This window comes from Bradyrhizobium sp. HKCCYLR20261, assembly GCF_051168435.1.
Taxonomy (GTDB): Bacteria; Pseudomonadota; Alphaproteobacteria; order Rhizobiales; family Xanthobacteraceae; genus Bradyrhizobium.
Genome location: NZ_JBNPUZ010000018.1, coordinates 43,119 through 62,615 on the forward strand (window position 1 = coordinate 43,119; position 19,497 = coordinate 62,615).

Consider the following 19,497-nt stretch of genomic DNA (forward strand, 5'->3'; position numbering starts at 1 on the left):
CGATGTCGATCATGTCCATCACATCTTCCCATTCGTCGACGCCTCTGGCGTCCCGCTCGCTCGCGCGGCGCGTGTTCGACAGAGCCGTGGCGTCGCCCGGGTTTCGGGTCGGGGCCGCGATCTTCCTGGCACTGTTGCTTGCGACGGCTCTGTATCCCGAACTGAGCGGCATCGATCCCACCAAGATGGACGTCAAGGCGCGGCTTCTGCCGCCGCTGTTCACCGGAACGAACTGGAGCTGGGTTCACCCGCTCGGCACCGACCAGATCGGCCGCGACATGCTGGTCCGGTCCCTGGTCGGGCTGCGCTACTCCTTCCTGATCGGCATGGCCTCGGTGATCGTCATGCTGATCGTCGGCTGCGCTCTCGGCACGGTCGCCGGCTATTTCGGTGGACGCACCGATGCCGTCATCATGCGCCTCACCGATGCTCAGCTCTCGATCCCCATGATCATCCTGGCTATCGCCGTGCTCGGCGTGTCGCGGCCGACCATTCCCGCCATCGTTCTCGTGCTCGGCATGTCGAACTGGCCGGTCTATGCGCGCATGATGCGCAGCGTGGTCATGACCGAACGCCAGCGCGAGTTCGTCCGGGCGGCGAAGATCGGAGGATCGACCGATCTGCGCATCATCGTCACGCTGCTGTTGCCGCTGCTGCTGCCGGCGGTGCTGTTCTCCTCGGTGCTGGACGTGGCGCGCATGATGATCTTCGAATCGACGCTCGGCTTCCTCGGCCTCGGCGTCCAGCCGCCGACGCCGACCTTCGGCAACATCATTGCCGACGGTCGCAAGTACCTGCTCAACGCCTGGTGGATCGCGACCATGCCGGGACTGTTCCTCGGTCTGACCCTGACCAGCATCAACCTGATGGGCGCGGCCCTCGAACGGGCGCGCGACACCGTTCACGCCGGAGGTGAGTGATGGCGGCGCTGCTTGAACTGCGCAACATGACGGTTGCGCTCGGCCGGTCCGAATCCGCGAAAGTCATTCTCGACGACGTCTCTTTATCGTTGGCCCCGAAGGAGATCGTGGGCGTGGTGGGCGCCAGCGCGTCCGGCAAGACGGTGCTGTCGCGGGCCGCGGTCAACTGGCTCGAATCGCCGCTGATGCGGCGTTCCGGCACGGTGCTGTTCGAGGGACGCGACATCTACGCGATGAAGGAGACGGACATGCGCGCGCTGCGCCAGCGCGTGTCCTATGTCGGGGCCAATCCGATGGGGGCGCTCGATCCGACGCTGCCCGTGGGCGCCCAGATCGTCGAGAAGATGCGCGCGGTCATGCCTGATGTGTCGCGCCGGCAGGCTGAGGATCGCGTCGTCGAGCTGTTGGATGCGGTCCGCATTCCCTCGGCGCGAAGCAGGTTTCACGATTATCCTTCGCAGTTCTCCGGCGGGATGATGCAGCGCGCTCTGATCGTCGACGCCCTCGTCACCAACCCGGCCGTGCTGATCGCGGACAACGTGACCCAGCCGCTCGATGTCACCGTGGCGGCGCAGGTGATCCGCTTGATCAAGGAGCTCACCGATCAGTTCGACACCGCGGTGCTGTTCATCTCGTCCTCGCTTCCGATGGTGCGCGAGGCGAGTTCGCGCACCCTCGTGATCGATCGCGGTCGCATCGTGGAGGAGCAGGCGACCGAGTCGCTCGTCGAAAGCCCGATCCACCCCTATACCCGCGAGCTGGTGGCGCAGACGCCGAAGATCTGGCGCGACACCGGCGTCGTGCCGGCGCTTCCGGCTGAACGCGAAGTCGTGCTCAGCCTGCGCGATGCGTCACAGACCTACCGGGTCAAGAAGCGCAGCGGCCTCGGCGGCGTCAATCTCGTCCGCGCCGTCCGCAACGTGACCTTCGATGTCCGGCGTGGCGACAGCTTTGCCATCGTCGGCGAGTCCGGATGCGGCAAGTCGACCTTGATGCGGCTGCTGTCGCGGCTCGAACTGCCGAGCGCGGGACAGATCCTGTGCGAAGGCAAGGACATCGCGACCCTGCGCGGACGCGAGCTGCTGGCGTTCCGCGCCAGGCTTCAGCTCGTGCTGCAGGATCCGTTCGGATCGCTGCCGCCGCGAACCTCGATCGGCCGCATGCTGGAGGAGCCGCTGCGCACGCATGGCTGGTGCGACAAGGAGAAGCTGCGGGCGCGCGTGCTGAAGGTGATGTCGGAGGTTGGCCTCGCTGCCGAATTGTACAACAAACTGCCGCTCGGCCTCAGCGCCGGCCAGCGCCAGCGCGTCAACGTGGCGCGCGCGCTGGTGCTCGAGCCCACCATCCTGATCATGGATGAGACGCTGTCGGCGCTCGATCAGGCGGAGCAGTTCAAGCTGCTCGACCTGTTTCAGGCGTTGCAGAAGGAATACAACCTGACCTACATCTTCATCTCCCACGATCTGGCCATGGTCCGGAAGGTCTGCAACCGCGTCGCGGTGATGTATCTCGGGGAGGTGTTCGAGCTTGCCGACAATCAGCGTCTGTTTTTCGATCCGGGCCATCCCTACACGATGGCGCTGCTGAGCGCGATGCCGACGCTCGAAGACAAGCGCTACAAGCCCGAGGACTGCCTGCTGGAGGGCGAGCCGCCGAGCCCGCTCTCGATTCCCGCCGGCTGCAGCTTCAAGTCACGCTGCCCACGCGCGATGGAGATCTGCCACGGCGAGCAGCCGTTCCTGACCGTGCGCGATGAGCAGGACTTCGCCGCCTGTCATCTCGTCGCCCGGCCGATGCCGCCGGCCGAGAGGGCCTCGCCATGAGCTTCACCGAGAGCCGGCTCGAATTGATCAGGGCCATGCTGCGGCAGAAGCAGCGCGTTCACGTCAAGGATCTGGTCGATCAGCTCAAGGTCAGCCACGAGTCGATCCGCCGCGATCTGCGGGAGCTCGAAACGCAAGGCTTCGCCCGCCGCGTCTATGGCGGGGCCGTGCTCGAAAGCCAGGAAAGCGATCAGCCCTTCGCCGAACGTCTGCGCGTCGGCGGCCGCGAGAAGATGCGGATCGGCGAGGCGGCCGGCGCCCTGGTCAAGGACGGCATGAAGATCTTCGTCGACGAGGGAACGACGGCGCTCGCCTGCCTCAAATCCATCGAGGCGCGCAAGGACCTCACCATCGTCACCAACTCGCTCGCGGTCGCGTCGCACTTCTTCTATCAGGGATCGGCGAACGTGCGCGTGCTGGGCGGCCGGCTCCAGCCGGTCTACCAGGCGACCTTCGGTCCCGAGGCCGTTGCCGCCATCAAGGAACATTTTTTCGATCTCGCGATCATCGCCATCAGTGCCGTTCACGCCCAGCGCGGCTTCATGGACTACGGCGAGGACGAAGCCATCATGCGTCGTGCCGCGCGTGCCCAGGCCAAGCGGTCGGTCATCGTCGCGGACAGCTCCAAGTTCGGACGGCTCGGGTCGATCCACACATTCGGACTTGGTGACCTCGATGCCGTCATCACCGCCGCGCCTCTCGCCGCGGAGTTCGCAGACCAGTTCCGTCAATTGAAAGTGGACGTGATCTATGCCTGACGCTCATCTTCCCAATGCTCCGATCAATCCGTCGCGCCTGAAGGCCATGATGGAGCAGGTCTCGACGTTCGGCGGCAAGCCGAACGGGGCGATGACACGGCTCACACTGTCGAAGATCGACGGGCAGGCGCGCGACTGGCTTTCATCGTGGTTCAAAGATCACGGGTTCGAGCAGCAGATCGATCCGATCGGCAATCAGTTCGGAAAGTTGCCGCTCGCCGGCGGCAATGCGCCGACGGTCATGGTCGGCTCTCATCTCGACAGCCAGCCGAACGGCGGACGATTCGACGGCGCGCTCGGGGTCGTCTCGGCCTGCGAAGCCGTGCTGGCTGTCGCCGAGCGCATGGAGGCGGAGGGCCGGCTCGCCGCCTGCAACTTTCAGGTCGTGAATTGGACCAACGAGGAGGGGGCTCGCTTCCAGCCGAGCCTGCTTGGCAGTAGCGTCTTCGCCGGCGCGATCGCACTCGACTGGGCGCTCGACCGGGCGGACGGCGATGGCATGACGGTCCGTCAGTCTCTCGCGGAGATCGGCTATGCCGGCACGGCCAAGGTCGAACGTCCGGATGCGCTGATCGAGCTGCATATCGAGGGCGATGACAAGCTGTTCGGCGCCCACGAAAGGTTCGGAGTGTTCACGCGCTTCTGGGGCGCGACCAAGTACCGCTTGGCCTTCCTGGGCGAGCAGGCCCACACCGGGCCGACGCCGATGGCGCAGCGCAAGGACGCCTTGCTCGCGGCTGCCTATCTGATGGCGGATCTCAGGCAACTGGCGAACGATCACGGCCTCGACCTTCACACCTCGGTCGGCCGGCTCGAGGTTCATCCGAACTCGCCGAACACCGTGCCCGCTGAAGCCGTGCTGTTCATCGAGCTGCGCTCCGGCTCGCCGGACGTGCTCGCCGAGGCTGAGGAGAAGATGAAGGCCCGGATCGAGGTCGCAGCGCAAAGGGCTGCCGTCGGCTACGAGGTTCGCTCCATCGACCGGCGCCGCGCCGGCGGCTTTGCGCCGGGGCTGATCGCGCTCGCCGAGCGCGTGGCGGCGCAGCGCGGCGAGACGGCCCGTCATCTCGATACGATCGGCGGCCATGACGCTGTGGCGATGTCCACGGTCTGCCCGTCGATCGTGATGGCTGTCCGCTCGAAGGACGGCGTCATCCACCATCCCACCGAATACACCAGTCCGGAGGATCATGCCGTGAGCACGCAGATTCTCGCGGACATGCTTTACGCGATCGCGCGTGACGGCCTGAAGAGCATCGCATCGGAGGCTGACGCATGAAACGGATCGGCCAGGCCGAAACTGCCGATGAGCTTCGCGCCGAACGCGCTCTTGCCGCTCTGCTGCCTGCGGATGCCGGCCGGCTCGGCTACGCCGCGGCCGTGTTTCCGGTGGCGTCGCCGTCCTACCAGGCCGTGGAATCGACGAGCTTTGACGTCGCGCGCGACGGGACGGAGATGACTCTGTTTCTCCGCCTCGGTGCAGCCGAGGTCGCCGAGCTGGTCGACAGCGCTATCGCTGCGGCCGCAGCCCGGCACGTGGCTAGCCTCGGGCTGGCTCCGGCCGTGATCGCGGCCGATGCCGCGAGCGGCAGTCTGCTGCTGGCGCGCCTGGGGGCGGGCTGGAAGGTAGCGAAGATCGACGACCTCATCGCCCCCGAGAAAGCCGCGCGTCTCGTCGCCATGCAGAAGACGATCGCGGCGAGCGCGCCATTCGGAAGGCCCTGGTCCGTTTTCGACGGCATCTCCGCCATCTGGTCGTTGCTGCCGGCGGCCGATGTCCCCCTGCCGGGAGACATCGACTGGATGAGGGGATGGATGAGCAAGATGGCCGAGGCGATCGATGCCGCGGGCGTCGACCGCCAGCCGGCGCACGGCGATCCGCATTCCTCCAACCTGATGCTCGGCCCCAATGGCGAGATGGTGCTGGTCGATTTCGACATGGCCGGCGACATCGATCCCTACTATCAGCTCGGTGTCCAGATGAACGAGCTGTATCAGTTCGAGAGCCAGATGAAGCCGCTGCTCGAAATGCATGACGGGCGCTTCACTGACAGCGCCTTCAGTCGCTGCCGGCTCTATGCCGCTGCGGACGATTTCTACTGGGCGCTGCGCAGCCTGCTGCTGGCCTCTCGCTCGCCATTGCAAGGCGTCGAGTTCCTCAAATATGCCGCGTGGCGCTTCCTGCGCTGCCGCATGTTGCTCGGCAGACCGGGCTTCGAAGAGTTCCTGCGCACGATCTAGGGGACGTGGTCATGAAACAATTGGGAATGGCCGGGAACGAGGCGGAGGGTTTGCTCGAAGCCGCCATCGTCAAGGTCGACGCCTGGAAGGGACAGATCCGCTATCGTCCGGTGTCCGGCGGCATCAGCAACACGAACTTCCGGATCGCGGTCGAGGGCGCCTCGCACGATTTCTTTGTCAAGATCCCCGGCCGGGGCACGGAGATGTTCATCGACCGGAAGGCTGCCCGCGCCGCGAGCCGGCAGGCGGAGACGATCGGCGTCGGTCCGAGGACGTTCGACTATCTCGACGACGAGGGAATCGAGATCGCCGAGTTCGTGGCCGACCGGCGGCCGTCCACCCATGCGGATTTCGTCGATCCGGCGGTCCGCGCCGAGACCGTCCGGCTGTATCGCCTGTTTCACGAGGCGCCGCGCTTGCCGCTGACCAAGACCGTGTTCGACATGATCGATGAGCATGACGAACAGGTCCGCCAGCTCGGAGGATTTCTGCCGGAAGATCACGCCTGGCTGACCTGGCAATATCGGCAGGCGCGGGCGGCGCTCGAGGCGGCCGGGCTCGACCTCGTGCCATGCTTCAACGATCCGATGCCCGGCAATTTCCTGCTCGGCGCGGACAAGTCGATCATGCTGATCGATTTCGAATACGCGTCCAATAACGACCGCCTCTACGACCTCGCGATCTGGGCCGGCGAGCATTTCTTCTCTGAGGAGGTCGAACGCGAGATCATCGAGGAGTATTTCGGACGCTACGACATGCGCGCGCATGCGCGCTTCATCGTTCACAAGGCCCTGGCCGACATCAAATGGAGCACCTGGGCGATGGTGCAGAACCGGATCTCCACGCTCGATTTCGATTTCTACAAATACGGAATTTGGAAGCACATGCGGGCACGTTCCATCATCCACGATCCGCGCTGGCCGCTGTTTCTCAAGGCGCTCTGATGCTCGTGTCCAGTATCGCGACTGAGCAGGCCGACGCCTATCTCTCGTTCGCAGCCGAGCTCGCCGATGAGGTCCGCCCGATCGCCTTGTCGTATTTCCGGACGGCCATCGAGTTCACGGCCAAGTCGGATGACAGTCCGGTGACGGTTGCCGATCGCCTGATTGAGGCGCGGCTGCGGGAGCGGATATCGGCGCGCTATCCTTCCCACGGGATCTATGGCGAGGAGATGGGCGTGAAGCAGGGAGACGCCTTTACCTGGGTGATCGATCCCATCGACGGCACCAAGAGCTTCATCACCGGCTTTCCGCTGTTCGGCACGCTGATCGGGCTGACCTGTGATCGCCGGCCGTTCTGCGGCCTGATCGACATTCCCGCGACGGGAGAGCGATGGATCGGGCGCCCGGGTCTCACCACCTATGGCGGGGCGCGGGCGCGCACCCGCGATTGCCGGCGCGTGGCGGATGCTCGGTTCTACACCACGTCTCCCGACACGTTCGTCGACGCGGATCTGGATCGGTTCGAGCGGCTCTCCAACGCCGCGCAGATGCGGCGCTTCGGCGGTGATTGCTACATCTACGGTCTTCTCGCCTCGGGCCATTGCGATCTGATCCTGGAGACCGGGCTGCAGCCCTACGACTACATGGCGCTGGTGCCGATCCTCGAGGCGGCCGGCGGCCGGATCACCGACTGGAACGGCGAGCCGCTGTCGGTGGAGTCGAGTGGCCATGTGCTCGCATCGGCGACCCCGGCGCTGCATGACGAAGCGCTCGCCATCATCAGAGGGTGACAGGCGGATGGCGTATTCGACGACGATCGAGCGCACGGTCTATCGCTTCGCGGATTTGAAGGAGCTGATGGCCAAGGCGACACCGCAGCGGTCCGGCGACGAATTGGCCGGCATCGCTGCCGACGGTCCGGTCGAACGCCTGGCTGCGCAAATGGCCTTGGCCGACCTGCCGTTGAAAGCTTTCCTGGCCGAGGAGCTCATTCCCTCCGATGACGACGAGGTGTCTCGGCTCATCGCAAAGCAGCATGACGCCGCGGCATTCGCGGCCGTCAGCTCTCAGACCGTGGGTGAGTTCCGCGAATGGCTGCTCAAGCCGGAAACGGCACAGGCCGAGCTCGAGGCCGTCACGTTCGGGCTGACGCCCGAGATGGTCGCTGCCGTTTCGAAGATCATGCGGCTGCAGGATCTCGTCGCCGTGGCGGCCAAGCGCCAGGTCGTGACGCGGTTTCGCTCGACCATCGGTCTCGCCGGCCGTCTCTCGACCCGCAATCAGCCGAACCACCCGACCGACGACTCCCGTGGCATTGCCGCCTCGGCGATCGACGGACTGTTGATGGGATCGGGTGACGCGGTGATCGGCGTCAATCCGGCGACGGACGGATTGTCCGACTACATCCGCATCGTGGAGTTGCTCGACGATCTCAGGACGCGACTTGCGGTCCCGACCCAGACCTGTTGCCTGGGGCACGTCACCACGGCGATCGCTGCGATGTCCGCGGGGGCTCCGGTCGATCTGGTGTTCCAGTCGATTGCCGGATCGCAGAAAGCGAACGAGGGATTTGGCATCACGCTGGCGCTGCTCGAAGAGGCCCACGACGCGGCGCGGTCGCTGGGGCGCGGTCAACCCGATGCGAACCTGATGTATTTCGAGACCGGGCAGGGCGCAGCGCTGTCGGCGGACGCGCATTTCGGAGTCGATCAGCAGACCATGGAGGCACGCGCCTACGCGGTTGCGCGCGAGTTCAGGCCATTGCTGGTGAATACCGTCGTCGGCTTCATCGGGCCCGAATATCTTTTCAACGGCAAGCAGATCATCCGCGCCGGCCTGGAGGACCATTTCTGCGGCAAGCTGCTCGGCCTGCCGATGGGAGTCGACGTCTGCTACACGAACCATGCCGATGCGGACCAGGACGACATGGACACGCTGTTGACGCTGCTCTGCGCCGCCAACGTCAATTTCGTCATCACGGTGCCCGGCGCCGACGACGTGATGCTGAACTACCAGTCGCTCGCGCATCATGATGCGGTCTTCTGCCGCGAAACGCTGGGCCGGCCGCCTGCACCGGAATTCGCGCAATGGCTCGTTGACGTCGGCCTGACCGATCGCTCCGGCCGCTTGCTGCCGCCGCCGCCGGCACTCATCGACGGCATGGCCAGTGTTCCGTTGCTGGGAGTGGCCCATGGGTGACCTCGACCGCGACCAGCCGGCCAGCCGCTTGCCCGATCTCCGGCAGATGACGCAGGCGCGGGTGCTGTTGGGCCGTTTCGGCGCCGGACTTCCGACCCGCGCCGTGCAATCGTTCCAGCTCGATCACGCGCGGGCACGGCAGGCGGTGTGGTCGGAGGTCGACCGGGTCGTCCTGCGTCGTCAGCTCGGAGACGTGAACGTTGGGATTGCCGAGGCGGGCAGCATGGCGACCACGCGCGAAATGTTCGTCCGGCGTCCTGATCTCGGGCGCAAGCTGTCTGCCGAATCCGTACCTGATCTTGCAGCGCTGCCGCGTGGACGCGACGTCGTGATCGTCCTAGGGGACGGATTGTCGGCCAGCGCCGTTGCGGCCAATGGAGCTCCGCTGACGCAAGCACTGCTGCAGCGTCTCGAGGCTGCGTCCATCTCCATCGCCGGTGTGATCCTGGCCGCGCAGGCGCGCGTCGCCCTGGCCGACCCGATCGGCGAATTGCTGCAGGCCCGCGTTGCGATCATGCTGATCGGGGAGCGGCCCGGATTGTCCGCGGCAGATAGCCTCGGCGCCTATTTGACGTGTCGGCCGCAGGTCGGGACGCCGGATTCCCGCCGCAACTGCATCTCGAACATCAGAGCCGGGGGCCTTGCGATCACCGAGGCCGCTGATGGCATCGTCGCGCTGGTCGTTGCGATGTTGAAGACCGGCGTGAGCGGCGTCGGGCTCCAGGCCGCCAATGCAAAGCTGGTGGCTGCCGACAGGAACGAGCCACAGCGACTTGCCTGAGTGCGCCTCCGGTGCATTGGACGTCGCATGGCGCGAAATCCCGCATCCGAACAATGACCGCCAACGGTTCTGCAGCTGGCGCACGTCTCTCCTTCGCGTGCGGTGGACGATCTCTGGCGACCGTTCTTGTCCGCCATTTGAGGCCTGCCGTCATGACATGCTGGTAAATCACGTGATTGTTATGCATATGTTTTCGCGTGGAATTTGCGAGGAGCAGCCACGTGAGTTCAGACAACGGCACACTGAATATCGGTCTGCGGCTCAGGCGCGCCCGGCTGTCCAAGGGGCTGCGCATGCGCGACTTGGCGCAGGTTGTTGGCTGCGACGAAAGCATGATCTCGAAGATCGAGGCCGGCAAGGTCATGCCGTCGCTGCCGATGCTCGACAAGATGGTCCGCGCGCTCGACCGCGACATGGCGTCGTTTTTCGGCCTGAGGGTCGACGATTACAAGCTGGTGCAGAAGCCCGAGGACCGGCTTAAGGTGCCTGTCGATGCGCTGCGTGGCGGAAAAGGCGTCGTTTACGAGCGTCTGGTGCCGGTGGCAGCAGGGAATCTGCTGGAGGCGAACATTCATGTCGTCGCGCCCGGCGGCGAGAAGGTCGACCTCATCACCCATCAGGGAGAGGCCGTCGGCTATCTCGTGTCGGGAACGCTCGAACTCACGATCGACGACACCACCTATCTGATGACCGCCGGGGATTCGTTTTTCTTTAAGGCGTATCTGACCAACAGCTATCGCAACGTCGGCCCCGACGAGGCGCGGATCATCTGGGTCAACACTCCGCAGGTCCACTAGAGGCTCGTTGCCGGGGCGGGCGCCGGATGCGGGGTGCCTCACGCCCGCCTGAGCGTCTGCATGAATTTCATGCATGTGGCGAGAACAGATGCAGAGAGCCTGGAACCCAGGGAGTTCCGCAACCTCACTTCGGAGACGATCGAGGCGAAACCACGAGTGGTTCCGCGTCTACTGCATTTCAAGGGGGCTGCGACGACCGTGGCATAGCGCTTGCTTCGTATCAACATGACTGTGATGCATGCTGGCCGCCCCTGGGCTGCATCCGACTGTCGATGGGGCCTCACCCGCTGAAGCGCACGACGCAAGCCGTCGCGGCAGCGAATGATGGCAGGCGAACCGCTGATGGCTTTCGTTTGGAAGCGACTGCTCGGCACCATCCCGAGCCTGGTGGGCGTCGTCGTTCTCACGTTCTTCATTTCGCGCGCGCTGCCCGGAGACCCCGCTGCCTTCTTCGCCGGCCCCGCCGCCAACGCCGCCTCGATCGCGAGCATCCGCGCGACGCTGGGTCTCGACCGTCCGTTGCCGGTGCAGTTCGTGAGCTACATCGCCGACCTCGCGCACGGCAATCTCGGCCGTTCGCTCACGACGGGTCAGCCGGTGCTGACCGATCTGCTCGAACGCCTGCCCGCATCGCTTGAATTGTCATCCTTCGCGCTGCTGTTCGCGATCGGCATCGCCATCCCGATGGGCGTGTGGGCGGCGACCCGCATCAATGGCGGCGTCGACCATGCCTGCCGCGCGCTTGTCACCGTCAGCGCCGCGTTTCCGACCTTCTTCGTCGGTCTGCTGTTCGTCTACATCTTCTACTTCCTGCTCGGCTGGGCGCCGCAGCCGCTCGGCCGGCTCGACGAGATTGCCTTCTCGCCGCCGCCCCGCGTCACCGGGGCCTACACGATCGACGCCGCCATCGCGGGCGACTGGCCGGTGTTACGCGCGGCGTTGGCGCAGCTGATCCTGCCGGCGATTTCGCTCGGCCTGTTCGCACTGGCGCCGATCGCGCGGATCACGCGGGCCGCGATGCTGGAGGCGCTGAGCAGCGATTTCATCCGCACCGCGCGGGCCAGCGGCCTCCCGGTACGCAAGATCCTGATGGCCTACGCCTTCCGCAACGTGCTGCTGCCGGTGTCGAGCGTGCTCGGCATGGTGTTCTCCTTCCTGATCGGATCCAACGTTCTGATCGAGCAGGTGTTCGGCTGGCAGGGCGTGGGCGCCTATGCGGTGGCAGCGGTCATCGCCTCCGATTATGCGGCGGTGCAGGGCTTCGTGCTGATGATGGCCGTGCTCTACGTGCTGCTCAATCTGGCGGTCGATGTGTTCGCAACGTTGGTCGATCCCCGCGTCCGGTTCGAGGGCTGAGCGATGAGTCTGGTCACGCTCGCCCGCAACACCGGTTACGCGTTCGGCGAAAACCGCCTGACATTGGTCGCCGCGATCATCCTGGCACTGCTGACGCTGTGCGCGATCTTCGGTCCCTCCATCGCGCCGTACGATCCTCTGCTCACCTCGGCGACGACCAAGCTCGCGCGCCCGAGCCTCATGCATCCGTTCGGCACCGATGCGCTCGGACGCGACATCCTGAGCCGAGTCATCGTTGCAACCCGGCTCGATCTCGGCATGGCGGTGTCGGCGGTGGCGCTGTCCTTCGTGGTCGGCCTCGCGCTCGGCGCGCTCGCCGGCTATTTCGGCGGCTGGACCGATCGCATCATCGGCCGGGCGATGGACACCATCATGGCGTTCCCGCTGTTCGTGCTCGCGATGGGCATCGTGGTGGCGCTCGGCAACAGCGTCGCCAACATCATCATCGCCACGATGATCATCAACCTGCCGTTCTACTGCCGCTTCGCGCGCGCGGAGGTGAACGTGCGGCGCGAACTCGGCTATGTCGAGGCGGCGCGCATGGGCGGCAACGGGCCGCTGCGCGTCCTGATCAACCATATCGTCCCGAACATCCTGCCGCCGATGATGGTGCAGGCCTCGCTCAACATGGGATGGGCGATCCTCAATGCCGCCGGCCTGTCCTTCATCGGGCTCGGTGTCCGGCCGCCGACGCCGGAGTGGGGCATCATGGTGTCGGAAGGCGCGAGCTACATCATTTCCGGCGAGTGGTGGGCGTTCATGTTCCCGGGCGCGGCGCTCGTGCTCGCGGTGTTCTCCTTCAACATGCTGGGTGACGGGCTGCGCGACCTGCTCGATCCGAGAAAGCGCGTGTGATGGCGCAGCTCGAGATCGACAATCTCTCGGTGGAGTTCCGTACCCGTCACGGCGTGGTGAGGGCGCTCGATGCCGTCAGCCTGTCGGTGTCGCGTGGCGAGATCGTCGGCGTGGTCGGCGAAAGCGGCTCCGGCAAATCCGTCACCGCCTACACTGTGATGGGTCTCAACGATGCCGCCGCGCGCATCACCAATGGCGCGATCACGATGGGCGGCATCGATCTGCTCGCCGCGCGCCCCGAGGCGATGCGCGAGCTGCGCGGACGCGAGATGGCGATGATCTTTCAGAGCCCGCGCACCGCGCTCAATCCGATCCGCAAGGTGGGCAAGCAGATCGAGGACGTCCTGCAGGAGCACGCCGCGCTGCCGCGGCGCGAGCTGAAGAAGGCGGCGATATCCGCACTCGCGCGCGTGCGCATTCCCGATCCCGAACGCCGCGCGGAGGCTTATCCGTTCGAGCTCTCGGGCGGCATGTGCCAGCGCGTGATGATCGCGATGGCGCTGGCCTGCACGCCCTCGGTGCTGATCGCGGACGAGCCGACCACTGGGCTCGATGTGACGACCCAGGCTGTCATCATGGACCTGATCCGGGAGATGAGCCGGGCGACCCAGATGTCGACCTTGCTGATCACCCATGATCTCGGGCTGGCCGGCGAATATTGCGACCGGATCGCGGTCATGCATGCCGGCCACATCGTCGAGATCGCACCCACTGAAGAGCTGCTGGAGCGTCCGGCGCATCCCTATACGCGCCGGCTGCTGGCGGCAACGCCGGTGCCGGAGTCGCGCCTCGACGACCTCAATGCCATTCCCGGCCATCTGCCCGATCTGCGCGGCGCGCTGCCGCCGTGCAGGTTCAGCGGACGCTGCGAACTGAGGCAGCCGATCTGCGATGAAGCGGAGCTGCCTTGGACCAATGTATCACCCCAGCATCTCGTCCGCTGCCGGTTTCCGCTGTCATGACGCCGCTGCTCGAGGTCACCTCGCTATCCAAGCTGTACCCGATCAAGCGGGCGGGGAAGGGGGCGAAGCTCCACGCCGTCGACGACGTCAGCCTGACGATCTCAGCCGGAGAAAGCGTCGGCCTCGTCGGTGAATCCGGCTGCGGCAAGTCGACGATTGTGCGCCTGCTCGGCCGTCTCATCGATCCCACCGCAGGCCATGTCCTGATGGACGGCGAGGATCTCACCGCGATCACGCAGACGAAATTCGCGGCGTCGCCGAGCCGGCGGCGCATCCAGGTCGTGTTCCAGGACGCGACCGAGAGCCTCAATCCGTCGTTCCGCGTGTTCCAGGCAATCGCCGATCCGCTGAAGCGGCTGCTCGCCATCACCGACAGCGCCGAGATCGCGCGCCGCGTTCAGGCCACCGCCGCCCTGGTCGGGCTGCCGGACGAGCTGCTGCAGCGTTATCCGCATCAGCTCTCGGGCGGCCAGCGCGCGCGCGTCGGCATCGCGCGCGCGGTTGCGGTCGAGCCGTCGCTGCTGATCCTGGACGAGCCGACCTCGGCGCTCGACGTGTCCGTGCAGGCCGTGATCCTGCGGCTGCTCGCCGACCTGCGTGCGCGGCTGTCGATGAGCTATCTGTTCGTGTCGCATGATCTCAACGTCGTCAGGCTGCTGTGCTCGCGCGTGGTCGTGATGTATCTCGGCAAGATCGTCGAGATTGCGCCGGCGGAGGCGCTGTTCACCGCGCCAAGCCATCCCTACACGCAGGCGCTGGTTGCCGCGATCCCCGATCCCGCGCGGCGCGGTGAAGCGCGGCCGCGGCTCGACGGCAGCCCGGCCAGCCCCATCAATCCCGATCCCAATGTCTGCCGCTTCTACGGACGCTGTCCGAAAGCAGCCGACATCTGCGCGAAGCTTATGCCGCCGCTCCGCGCGACAGGTCCGGATCATTTCGCCGCCTGCCACTTCGCTGTTTCACCCGCTGGAGGAAACGATGAGCGCTGACAACGAAATCTGCCGCATGGATGCCGTCACAGTGGCGGCGAAGGTCAAGGACAAGACGCTGTCGGCCACGGAGGTCACCGAGGCGGTCCTGCGCCGCATGGACCAGCTCGAGCCGCACATCCATGCCTTCTGCACGCCGACGCCCGAGGTCGCGCGCGCGGCGGCTGCCGCCGTCGACGCCAAGATCGCGGCCGGCGAGGATCCCGGCCTGCTCGCGGGCGTTCCGATCGGCATCAAGGATCTGGTCGCGACCAAGGACATCCTCACCGTGATGGGCTCGCCGCTCTATCGCGACTTCGTGCCGGATGAGGACGACATCGTCGTTGAGCGCCTCAAGGCGGCCGGCGCCGTCATCATCGGCAAGACCAATGTGCCGGAGTTCGGCTACAGCGGCGTCGGCCACAATCCCGTATTTCCGGCGACGCGCAATCCTTGGAATCTCGACATGACGTCGGGCGGATCGAGCGCCGGCTCGGGTGCCTCGGTCGCGTCAGGTGTCGCGCCGTTCGCGATCGGCTCCGACGGCGGCGGCTCGATTCGCATTCCCTCGGCGCTGTGCGGCCTCTACGGTATCAAGGCTTCGATGGGTCGCGTGCCGCTGTATCCGGGCTGCCGGGACGAGCGCTATCCCGGCGTGTCGAGCTGGGAGTCGCTCGAACATGTCGGCCCGATGAGCCGCACCGTGGCCGACTCGGCGCTGATGCTCAAGGTGATCACGGGACCCGATCCGCGCGATCGCTACTCGATTCCATCAGCCGATTTCGACTACGTCGAGGCCACCAAGGAGAGCATCAAGGGTCTGCGCATCGCCTACAGCGAGGACTGGGGCTATGCGCCGGTCGATCCGGAAGTCCGGCGCGTGGTCTCCGAGGCGGTGCGCGTATTCGAGACCGATCTCGGCTGCACGGTCGAGCGCGCCAATCCCGGCTGGGACGATCCGTTTCCGCATTTCTGGACCATCGTCGCCGGCGACACCGATCTCACCGGCCTACGCCGGATGATGAAGGGGCGCGAGAAGGAGATGTCGCCGCATCTCGTGGCGCTGTTGCAGCGGCAGTGGACGGCGGAGGAGTTCACCGATGCCAAGATGATCCGCCAGATGGTCTGCAACCGCATGTGGCGGTTCATGGCCAACTACGATCTCCTGATCACGCCGACGCTCGCGGTGCCGGCCTTTCCGCTCTACATGCAGGGGCCAGAGATCATCGAAGACAAGATGGTCACGACCGGCGACTGGCTCTGCTTCACCTTCATCTGCAACCTGACCGGCCAGCCCGCCGCGACGATCCCCGCGGGCTTCACCAACACGGGTCTTCCTGTCGGCATGCAGATCATCGGCCGCCATCTGGCGGATCGGACCGTGCTCGCCGCCTCCGGCGCCTTCGAACAGGCGCGCCCGTGGGCGCACAAATGGCCGAAGCTGTTGAGCGAGCTCGGCCTCTGACACTGCCTCCACCCTCCACCTGAAAAATCCAGAAAGGACGCACGATATGAAGCTCTATCGCAGTCTCGTTGCAGCGGCGTTGCTCACAGCGTCCGCTGTGCTGCCAGGCGCCATCGCCCATGCGGAGATCGCCAAGGACACTTTGGTGATCGTGTCGGAGATGGGCCCGAACGGCCTCGACACGATGGTGCCGACCGCCAACGATCACAGCCGCATGGTGGTCTGGCAGGCCTATGACCGCCTCGTCAGCCATGGCGAGAAGACGCTGGCGGACGGCACGGTGTCCTACGACGCCAAGATCATGACGCCGGAGCTCGCCGAAAGCTGGGAAGCCAGCGAGGACGGCAAGACCTACATCTTCCATCTGCGCAAGGACGCGACGTTCCACGACGGCACGCCGGTCACCGCCAAGGACGTCAAATGGTCGTTCGACCGTGCCATCGCCGCCGGCGGCTTTCCGGCCGTGCAGATGGCGGCCGGCTCGCTCGTCAAGCCCGAGCAGTTCTCGGTGGTCGACGATCACACCTTCAAGGCCACGTTCGACCAGTTCAACAAGCTGACCATGCCGGACCTCGTCGTTCCCGTGCCGGTCATCATCAACTCCGAGCTCGCCAAGAAGCACGCGACAGCGCAGGACCCGTGGGCGTTCGACTGGGTGTCCCGCAATGATTGCGGCGGCGGCGCCTACAAAGTGGAGTCATGGACGCCGGGCCAGCAGACCGTGTTCACTCGATTCGATGCCTGGAAGTCCGGACCGCTGCCCAAGCTTAAGCGCGTGGTCTACCGGCAGATCGCCTCGGCCGGCACGCGCCGCGCGCTGCTGGAGAAGGGCGACGTCGACATGTCGGTCGGCCTGCCGCCGAAGGACTATGCCGAGCTGGCGGAGCAGGGCAAGGTCACGATCATCGGCGTGCCCGTGCAGAACGACCTCGTCTTCGTCGACATGAACGTGAAGATTGCCCCGTTCGACAATCCGAAGGTGCGCGAGGCGATCTCCTACGCGATTCCTTATAAGGAGATCGTCAGCTCCGCGCTCTACAACCGTGCCAAGCCGATGTTCGGCGGCGATCCGGCAAAGCCCTATCCCGACGCGACCTGGCCGGTGCCGATCAAGCATGGCCAGGATCTCGCGAAGGCCAAGCAGCTGCTCACTGAGGCCGGCTTCCCGAACGGCTTCAAGACGACGCTGTCGATCGACCTCAGCGAGTCCACGGTGCGTGAGCCAACCGCGATCCTGATCCAGGAGGCGCTCAAGAACATCGGTGTCGAGCTCACGATCGAGAAGGTGCCGGGCTCGAACTGGTTCGCGCAGATGGCCAGCAAGACGATGCCGATGGTGATCGCCGAATTCTACGGCTGGCTCGATTATCCCGACTACTTCTTCTTCTGGACGTTCCACGGCGGCAACAATTCGGTGTTCAACACCGCCAACTACGTCAATCCCGACCTCGACAAGGTGATCGACGAGGCCCGCTTCACCCGAGATCCGGAAGTTTACAAGACCAGCCTAAACAAGATGGTCGACATCGTCATGACAGATCTGCCGCGCATCCCGCTCTACACGCGCTTCGCCGACTACGCGATGCAGAAGAACGTCAAGGGCTTCGAATACTGGTTCCACACCCACCCGGACTTCCGCAAGCTCTACAAGGAGTGAGACAGAGAGAGGACGGCAGGCGCGCTCGTCGGGCGCGCCTGTTCTTCATCGGAGACATGCCGTGCAGGACACTCTCGGAGCCTTCATCCCCGGCGCCATCCTTCGGCGCGCGCCACACTGCTCCGGCCCGCTGTCGGGTCTGAGCTTTGCCGTCAAGGACCTGTTCGATGTCGCGGGTGAGGTGACGGCCTGCGGCAATCCCGACTGGGCCGCCACGCATGCCGCAGCGGAGACGGACGCCTGGGCGGTCGATGCGCTGCTGAAGGCCGGTGCCGCGCTGGTCGGGAAGACGATCACCGATGAGATCTCGCTCGGATTGCTCGGCATCAACAGGTTCGACGGAACGCCGCTGAACCCGCGCGCGCCGGATCGCGTTCCCGGCGGCTCGTCGAGCGGCTCCGCATCTGCGGTCGCGGGCGGCCTGGTCGATGTCGCCCTGGGTACCGACTCCGGCGGCTCCGTGCGCACGCCCGCGAGCTTCTGCGGGATCTACGGCCTGCGCCCCACGCACGGCCGCATCTCCGTCGCGGGCCTGATGACACAGGCGCCGTCGTTCGACACGGTCGGCTTTTTCGCCAGGGACGCGATGACCTTCGGCCGCGTCGGCAGCGTGCTGCTCGGTGAGTTGATTCCCGATGCTTCGCCCGTGGAAATCGTGATGGCGGATGACTGTTCTGCGCTGGCTGATGAGCCGGTCAGGCATGCCTTGCAGCCGGTTGTCGCACGGCTGCGCGCTGCTGTGCCAACCACGATGTCGGCTCTGGCCGATGGCGATCTTCTCGACTGGGGGCGCCATCAGCGCATCCTGCAGAAGAGCGAATTCCACGCGACGTTTCGCGACTGGATCGATCGCGTGAACCCGCGCTTCTCCTCGGAGGTGGCCGGCGCCTTCGCCGATGACGGCCGCATCGACGCGCAGGAGCTCGCGGCCGCCAAAGCGTTTCGCGCGACCGCTTCGAAGCGGCTCGACGATCTGCTGGATGGACGCCGCATGCTGTGTCTGCCGTCGTCCCCCATTTTGCCGATCGCACGCGAGTCGCGTCTGTCGGAGATCCGCGCGGCCGTGCACCGCATCGTTGACCTGACCTGCATCGCCGGACTGACGGGGCTTCCGCAGGTCAGTCTCCCCGTCGCGACATCAGGCCCGATTCCGGTCGGGCTGTCCTTGATCGGCTGGCGCGGCGGTGATGCGTCGCTGCTCGCGGCGGCCCGGACGCTGGCGCGCGATTTCTCCCTTGGCCTGTTCGAGGAGCACGCATGAGCGACGTCAAGGACACGCGAACGCTGACACTGTCGGGCGGGCTGAAGGTGCTGAACGCAGCCGTCGCCGAAGCGACCCGCATCGGACAACCGATGTGCATCGCCGTGGTCGATGCTGGCGGCAACCTGCTGGCGTTCGGGCGCATGGACGGGTCGAAGGGGCTGAGCGTGACCTCCTCGATCAACAAGGCGCGCACCTCGGCGCTGTCGGGCACGCCGACCGGCGGCGCTCATGCGGACGTGGAAATCCAGGTCACCTTGGCGCATGAAAGCCGCTGGACCAATCTGATCGGCGGGCTGCCGATCTGCGTCGATGGCTTCATCCTCGGCGCCGTGGCGGCGGGCTCCGGGTCGGGCGCGCAGGATCTCGCCGTCGCTCGCGCCGGGGCGGCCGCCATCCCCGGTGCCGACATGTACGTCGACTTCAAGCCGATGGGCGCGGAGGATACCGGTATCATCAGAGGAACGATGTCGCAGCCGCAAGTCTGACGACGAGAAGACTCAGCCACGTGGC

General features: G+C 65.6%; 18 protein-coding genes. All 18 read left to right on the plus strand.

Translation table 11 applies throughout. The features are described 5' to 3' along the window. The first annotated feature begins 11 nt into the window (after window positions 1-11). The 18 genes from ACQR1L_RS29290 (at window position 12) to ACQR1L_RS29375 (ending at window position 19,472) form a co-directional block, all read left to right on the plus strand. On the plus strand, window positions 12-920 hold the full coding sequence (locus ACQR1L_RS29290) for an ABC transporter permease (protein ID WP_434861396.1): 909 nt from the start codon (window positions 12-14) through the stop codon (window positions 918-920). After that, window positions 920-2,743, plus strand: coding sequence for a dipeptide ABC transporter ATP-binding protein (locus ACQR1L_RS29295; protein ID WP_434861397.1), 1,824 nt, complete (start codon window positions 920-922; stop codon window positions 2,741-2,743). Before ACQR1L_RS29290 ends, ACQR1L_RS29295 begins: the two co-directional genes overlap by 1 nt. After that, window positions 2,740-3,501 carry a DeoR/GlpR family DNA-binding transcription regulator gene (locus ACQR1L_RS29300; protein ID WP_434861398.1) on the plus strand — a complete coding sequence of 254 codons (762 nt, stop codon included), beginning with the start codon at window positions 2,740-2,742 and terminating at the stop codon, window positions 3,499-3,501. The genes ACQR1L_RS29295 and ACQR1L_RS29300 overlap by 4 nt, the downstream gene beginning before the upstream one ends. Beyond that, complete coding sequence (locus tag ACQR1L_RS29305) at window positions 3,494-4,780, plus strand: Zn-dependent hydrolase (RefSeq protein WP_434861399.1); 1,287 nt, start codon at window positions 3,494-3,496, stop codon at window positions 4,778-4,780. Before ACQR1L_RS29300 ends, ACQR1L_RS29305 begins: the two co-directional genes overlap by 8 nt. Beyond that, complete coding sequence (locus ACQR1L_RS29310) at window positions 4,777-5,742, plus strand: phosphotransferase family protein (RefSeq protein ID WP_434861400.1); 966 nt, start codon at window positions 4,777-4,779, stop codon at window positions 5,740-5,742. Before ACQR1L_RS29305 ends, ACQR1L_RS29310 begins: the two co-directional genes overlap by 4 nt. 11 nt (window positions 5,743-5,753) lie before the next feature. Further along, complete coding sequence (locus tag ACQR1L_RS29315; protein ID WP_434861401.1) at window positions 5,754-6,686, plus strand: phosphotransferase; 933 nt, start codon at window positions 5,754-5,756, stop codon at window positions 6,684-6,686. Beyond that, window positions 6,686-7,474, plus strand: coding sequence for an inositol monophosphatase family protein (locus ACQR1L_RS29320; RefSeq protein WP_434861402.1), 789 nt, complete (start codon window positions 6,686-6,688; stop codon window positions 7,472-7,474). Before ACQR1L_RS29315 ends, ACQR1L_RS29320 begins: the two co-directional genes overlap by 1 nt. A gap of 7 nt (window positions 7,475-7,481) precedes the next feature. Further along, entirely contained in the window at window positions 7,482-8,882 is a 1,401-nt protein-coding gene (locus ACQR1L_RS29325) for an ethanolamine ammonia-lyase subunit EutB (RefSeq protein WP_434861403.1), read from the plus strand. Then, on the plus strand, window positions 8,875-9,663 hold the full coding sequence (gene eutC / locus ACQR1L_RS29330) for an ethanolamine ammonia-lyase subunit EutC (protein ID WP_434861404.1): 789 nt from the start codon (window positions 8,875-8,877) through the stop codon (window positions 9,661-9,663). The genes ACQR1L_RS29325 and eutC overlap by 8 nt, the downstream gene beginning before the upstream one ends. A gap of 221 nt (window positions 9,664-9,884) precedes the next feature. Next, on the plus strand, window positions 9,885-10,460 hold the full coding sequence (locus tag ACQR1L_RS29335; RefSeq protein ID WP_434861405.1) for a cupin domain-containing protein: 576 nt from the start codon (window positions 9,885-9,887) through the stop codon (window positions 10,458-10,460). Between the two features lie 339 nt (window positions 10,461-10,799). Further along, window positions 10,800-11,816, plus strand: coding sequence for an ABC transporter permease (locus tag ACQR1L_RS29340; protein WP_434861486.1), 1,017 nt, complete (start codon window positions 10,800-10,802; stop codon window positions 11,814-11,816). Between the two features lie 3 nt (window positions 11,817-11,819). Beyond that, window positions 11,820-12,671 carry an ABC transporter permease gene (locus tag ACQR1L_RS29345; RefSeq protein WP_434861406.1) on the plus strand — a complete coding sequence of 284 codons (852 nt, stop codon included), beginning with the start codon at window positions 11,820-11,822 and terminating at the stop codon, window positions 12,669-12,671. Further along, window positions 12,671-13,633, plus strand: coding sequence for an ABC transporter ATP-binding protein (locus tag ACQR1L_RS29350; RefSeq protein ID WP_434861407.1), 963 nt, complete (start codon window positions 12,671-12,673; stop codon window positions 13,631-13,633). Before ACQR1L_RS29345 ends, ACQR1L_RS29350 begins: the two co-directional genes overlap by 1 nt. Next, entirely contained in the window at window positions 13,630-14,622 is a 993-nt protein-coding gene (locus tag ACQR1L_RS29355; RefSeq protein ID WP_434861408.1) for an ABC transporter ATP-binding protein, read from the plus strand. The genes ACQR1L_RS29350 and ACQR1L_RS29355 overlap by 4 nt, the downstream gene beginning before the upstream one ends. Beyond that, entirely contained in the window at window positions 14,612-16,066 is a 1,455-nt protein-coding gene (locus ACQR1L_RS29360; RefSeq protein WP_434861409.1) for an amidase, read from the plus strand. Before ACQR1L_RS29355 ends, ACQR1L_RS29360 begins: the two co-directional genes overlap by 11 nt. A 46-nt stretch (window positions 16,067-16,112) precedes the next feature. Continuing rightward, a complete protein-coding gene (locus ACQR1L_RS29365; protein ID WP_172184849.1) occupies window positions 16,113-17,723 on the plus strand; it encodes an ABC transporter substrate-binding protein in 1,611 nt (536 codons plus the stop codon). A gap of 61 nt (window positions 17,724-17,784) precedes the next feature. Further along, the gene (locus ACQR1L_RS29370; protein WP_434861410.1) at window positions 17,785-18,984 is read left to right on the plus strand and encodes an amidase; all 1,200 of its coding nucleotides are present in this window, start codon (window positions 17,785-17,787) and stop codon (window positions 18,982-18,984) included. Next, window positions 18,981-19,472 (plus strand): GlcG/HbpS family heme-binding protein, encoded by a 492-nt coding sequence (locus ACQR1L_RS29375; RefSeq protein ID WP_434861411.1) that lies wholly within the window; start codon window positions 18,981-18,983, stop codon window positions 19,470-19,472. Before ACQR1L_RS29370 ends, ACQR1L_RS29375 begins: the two co-directional genes overlap by 4 nt. The last annotated feature ends 25 nt before the right edge of the window (window positions 19,473-19,497 follow it).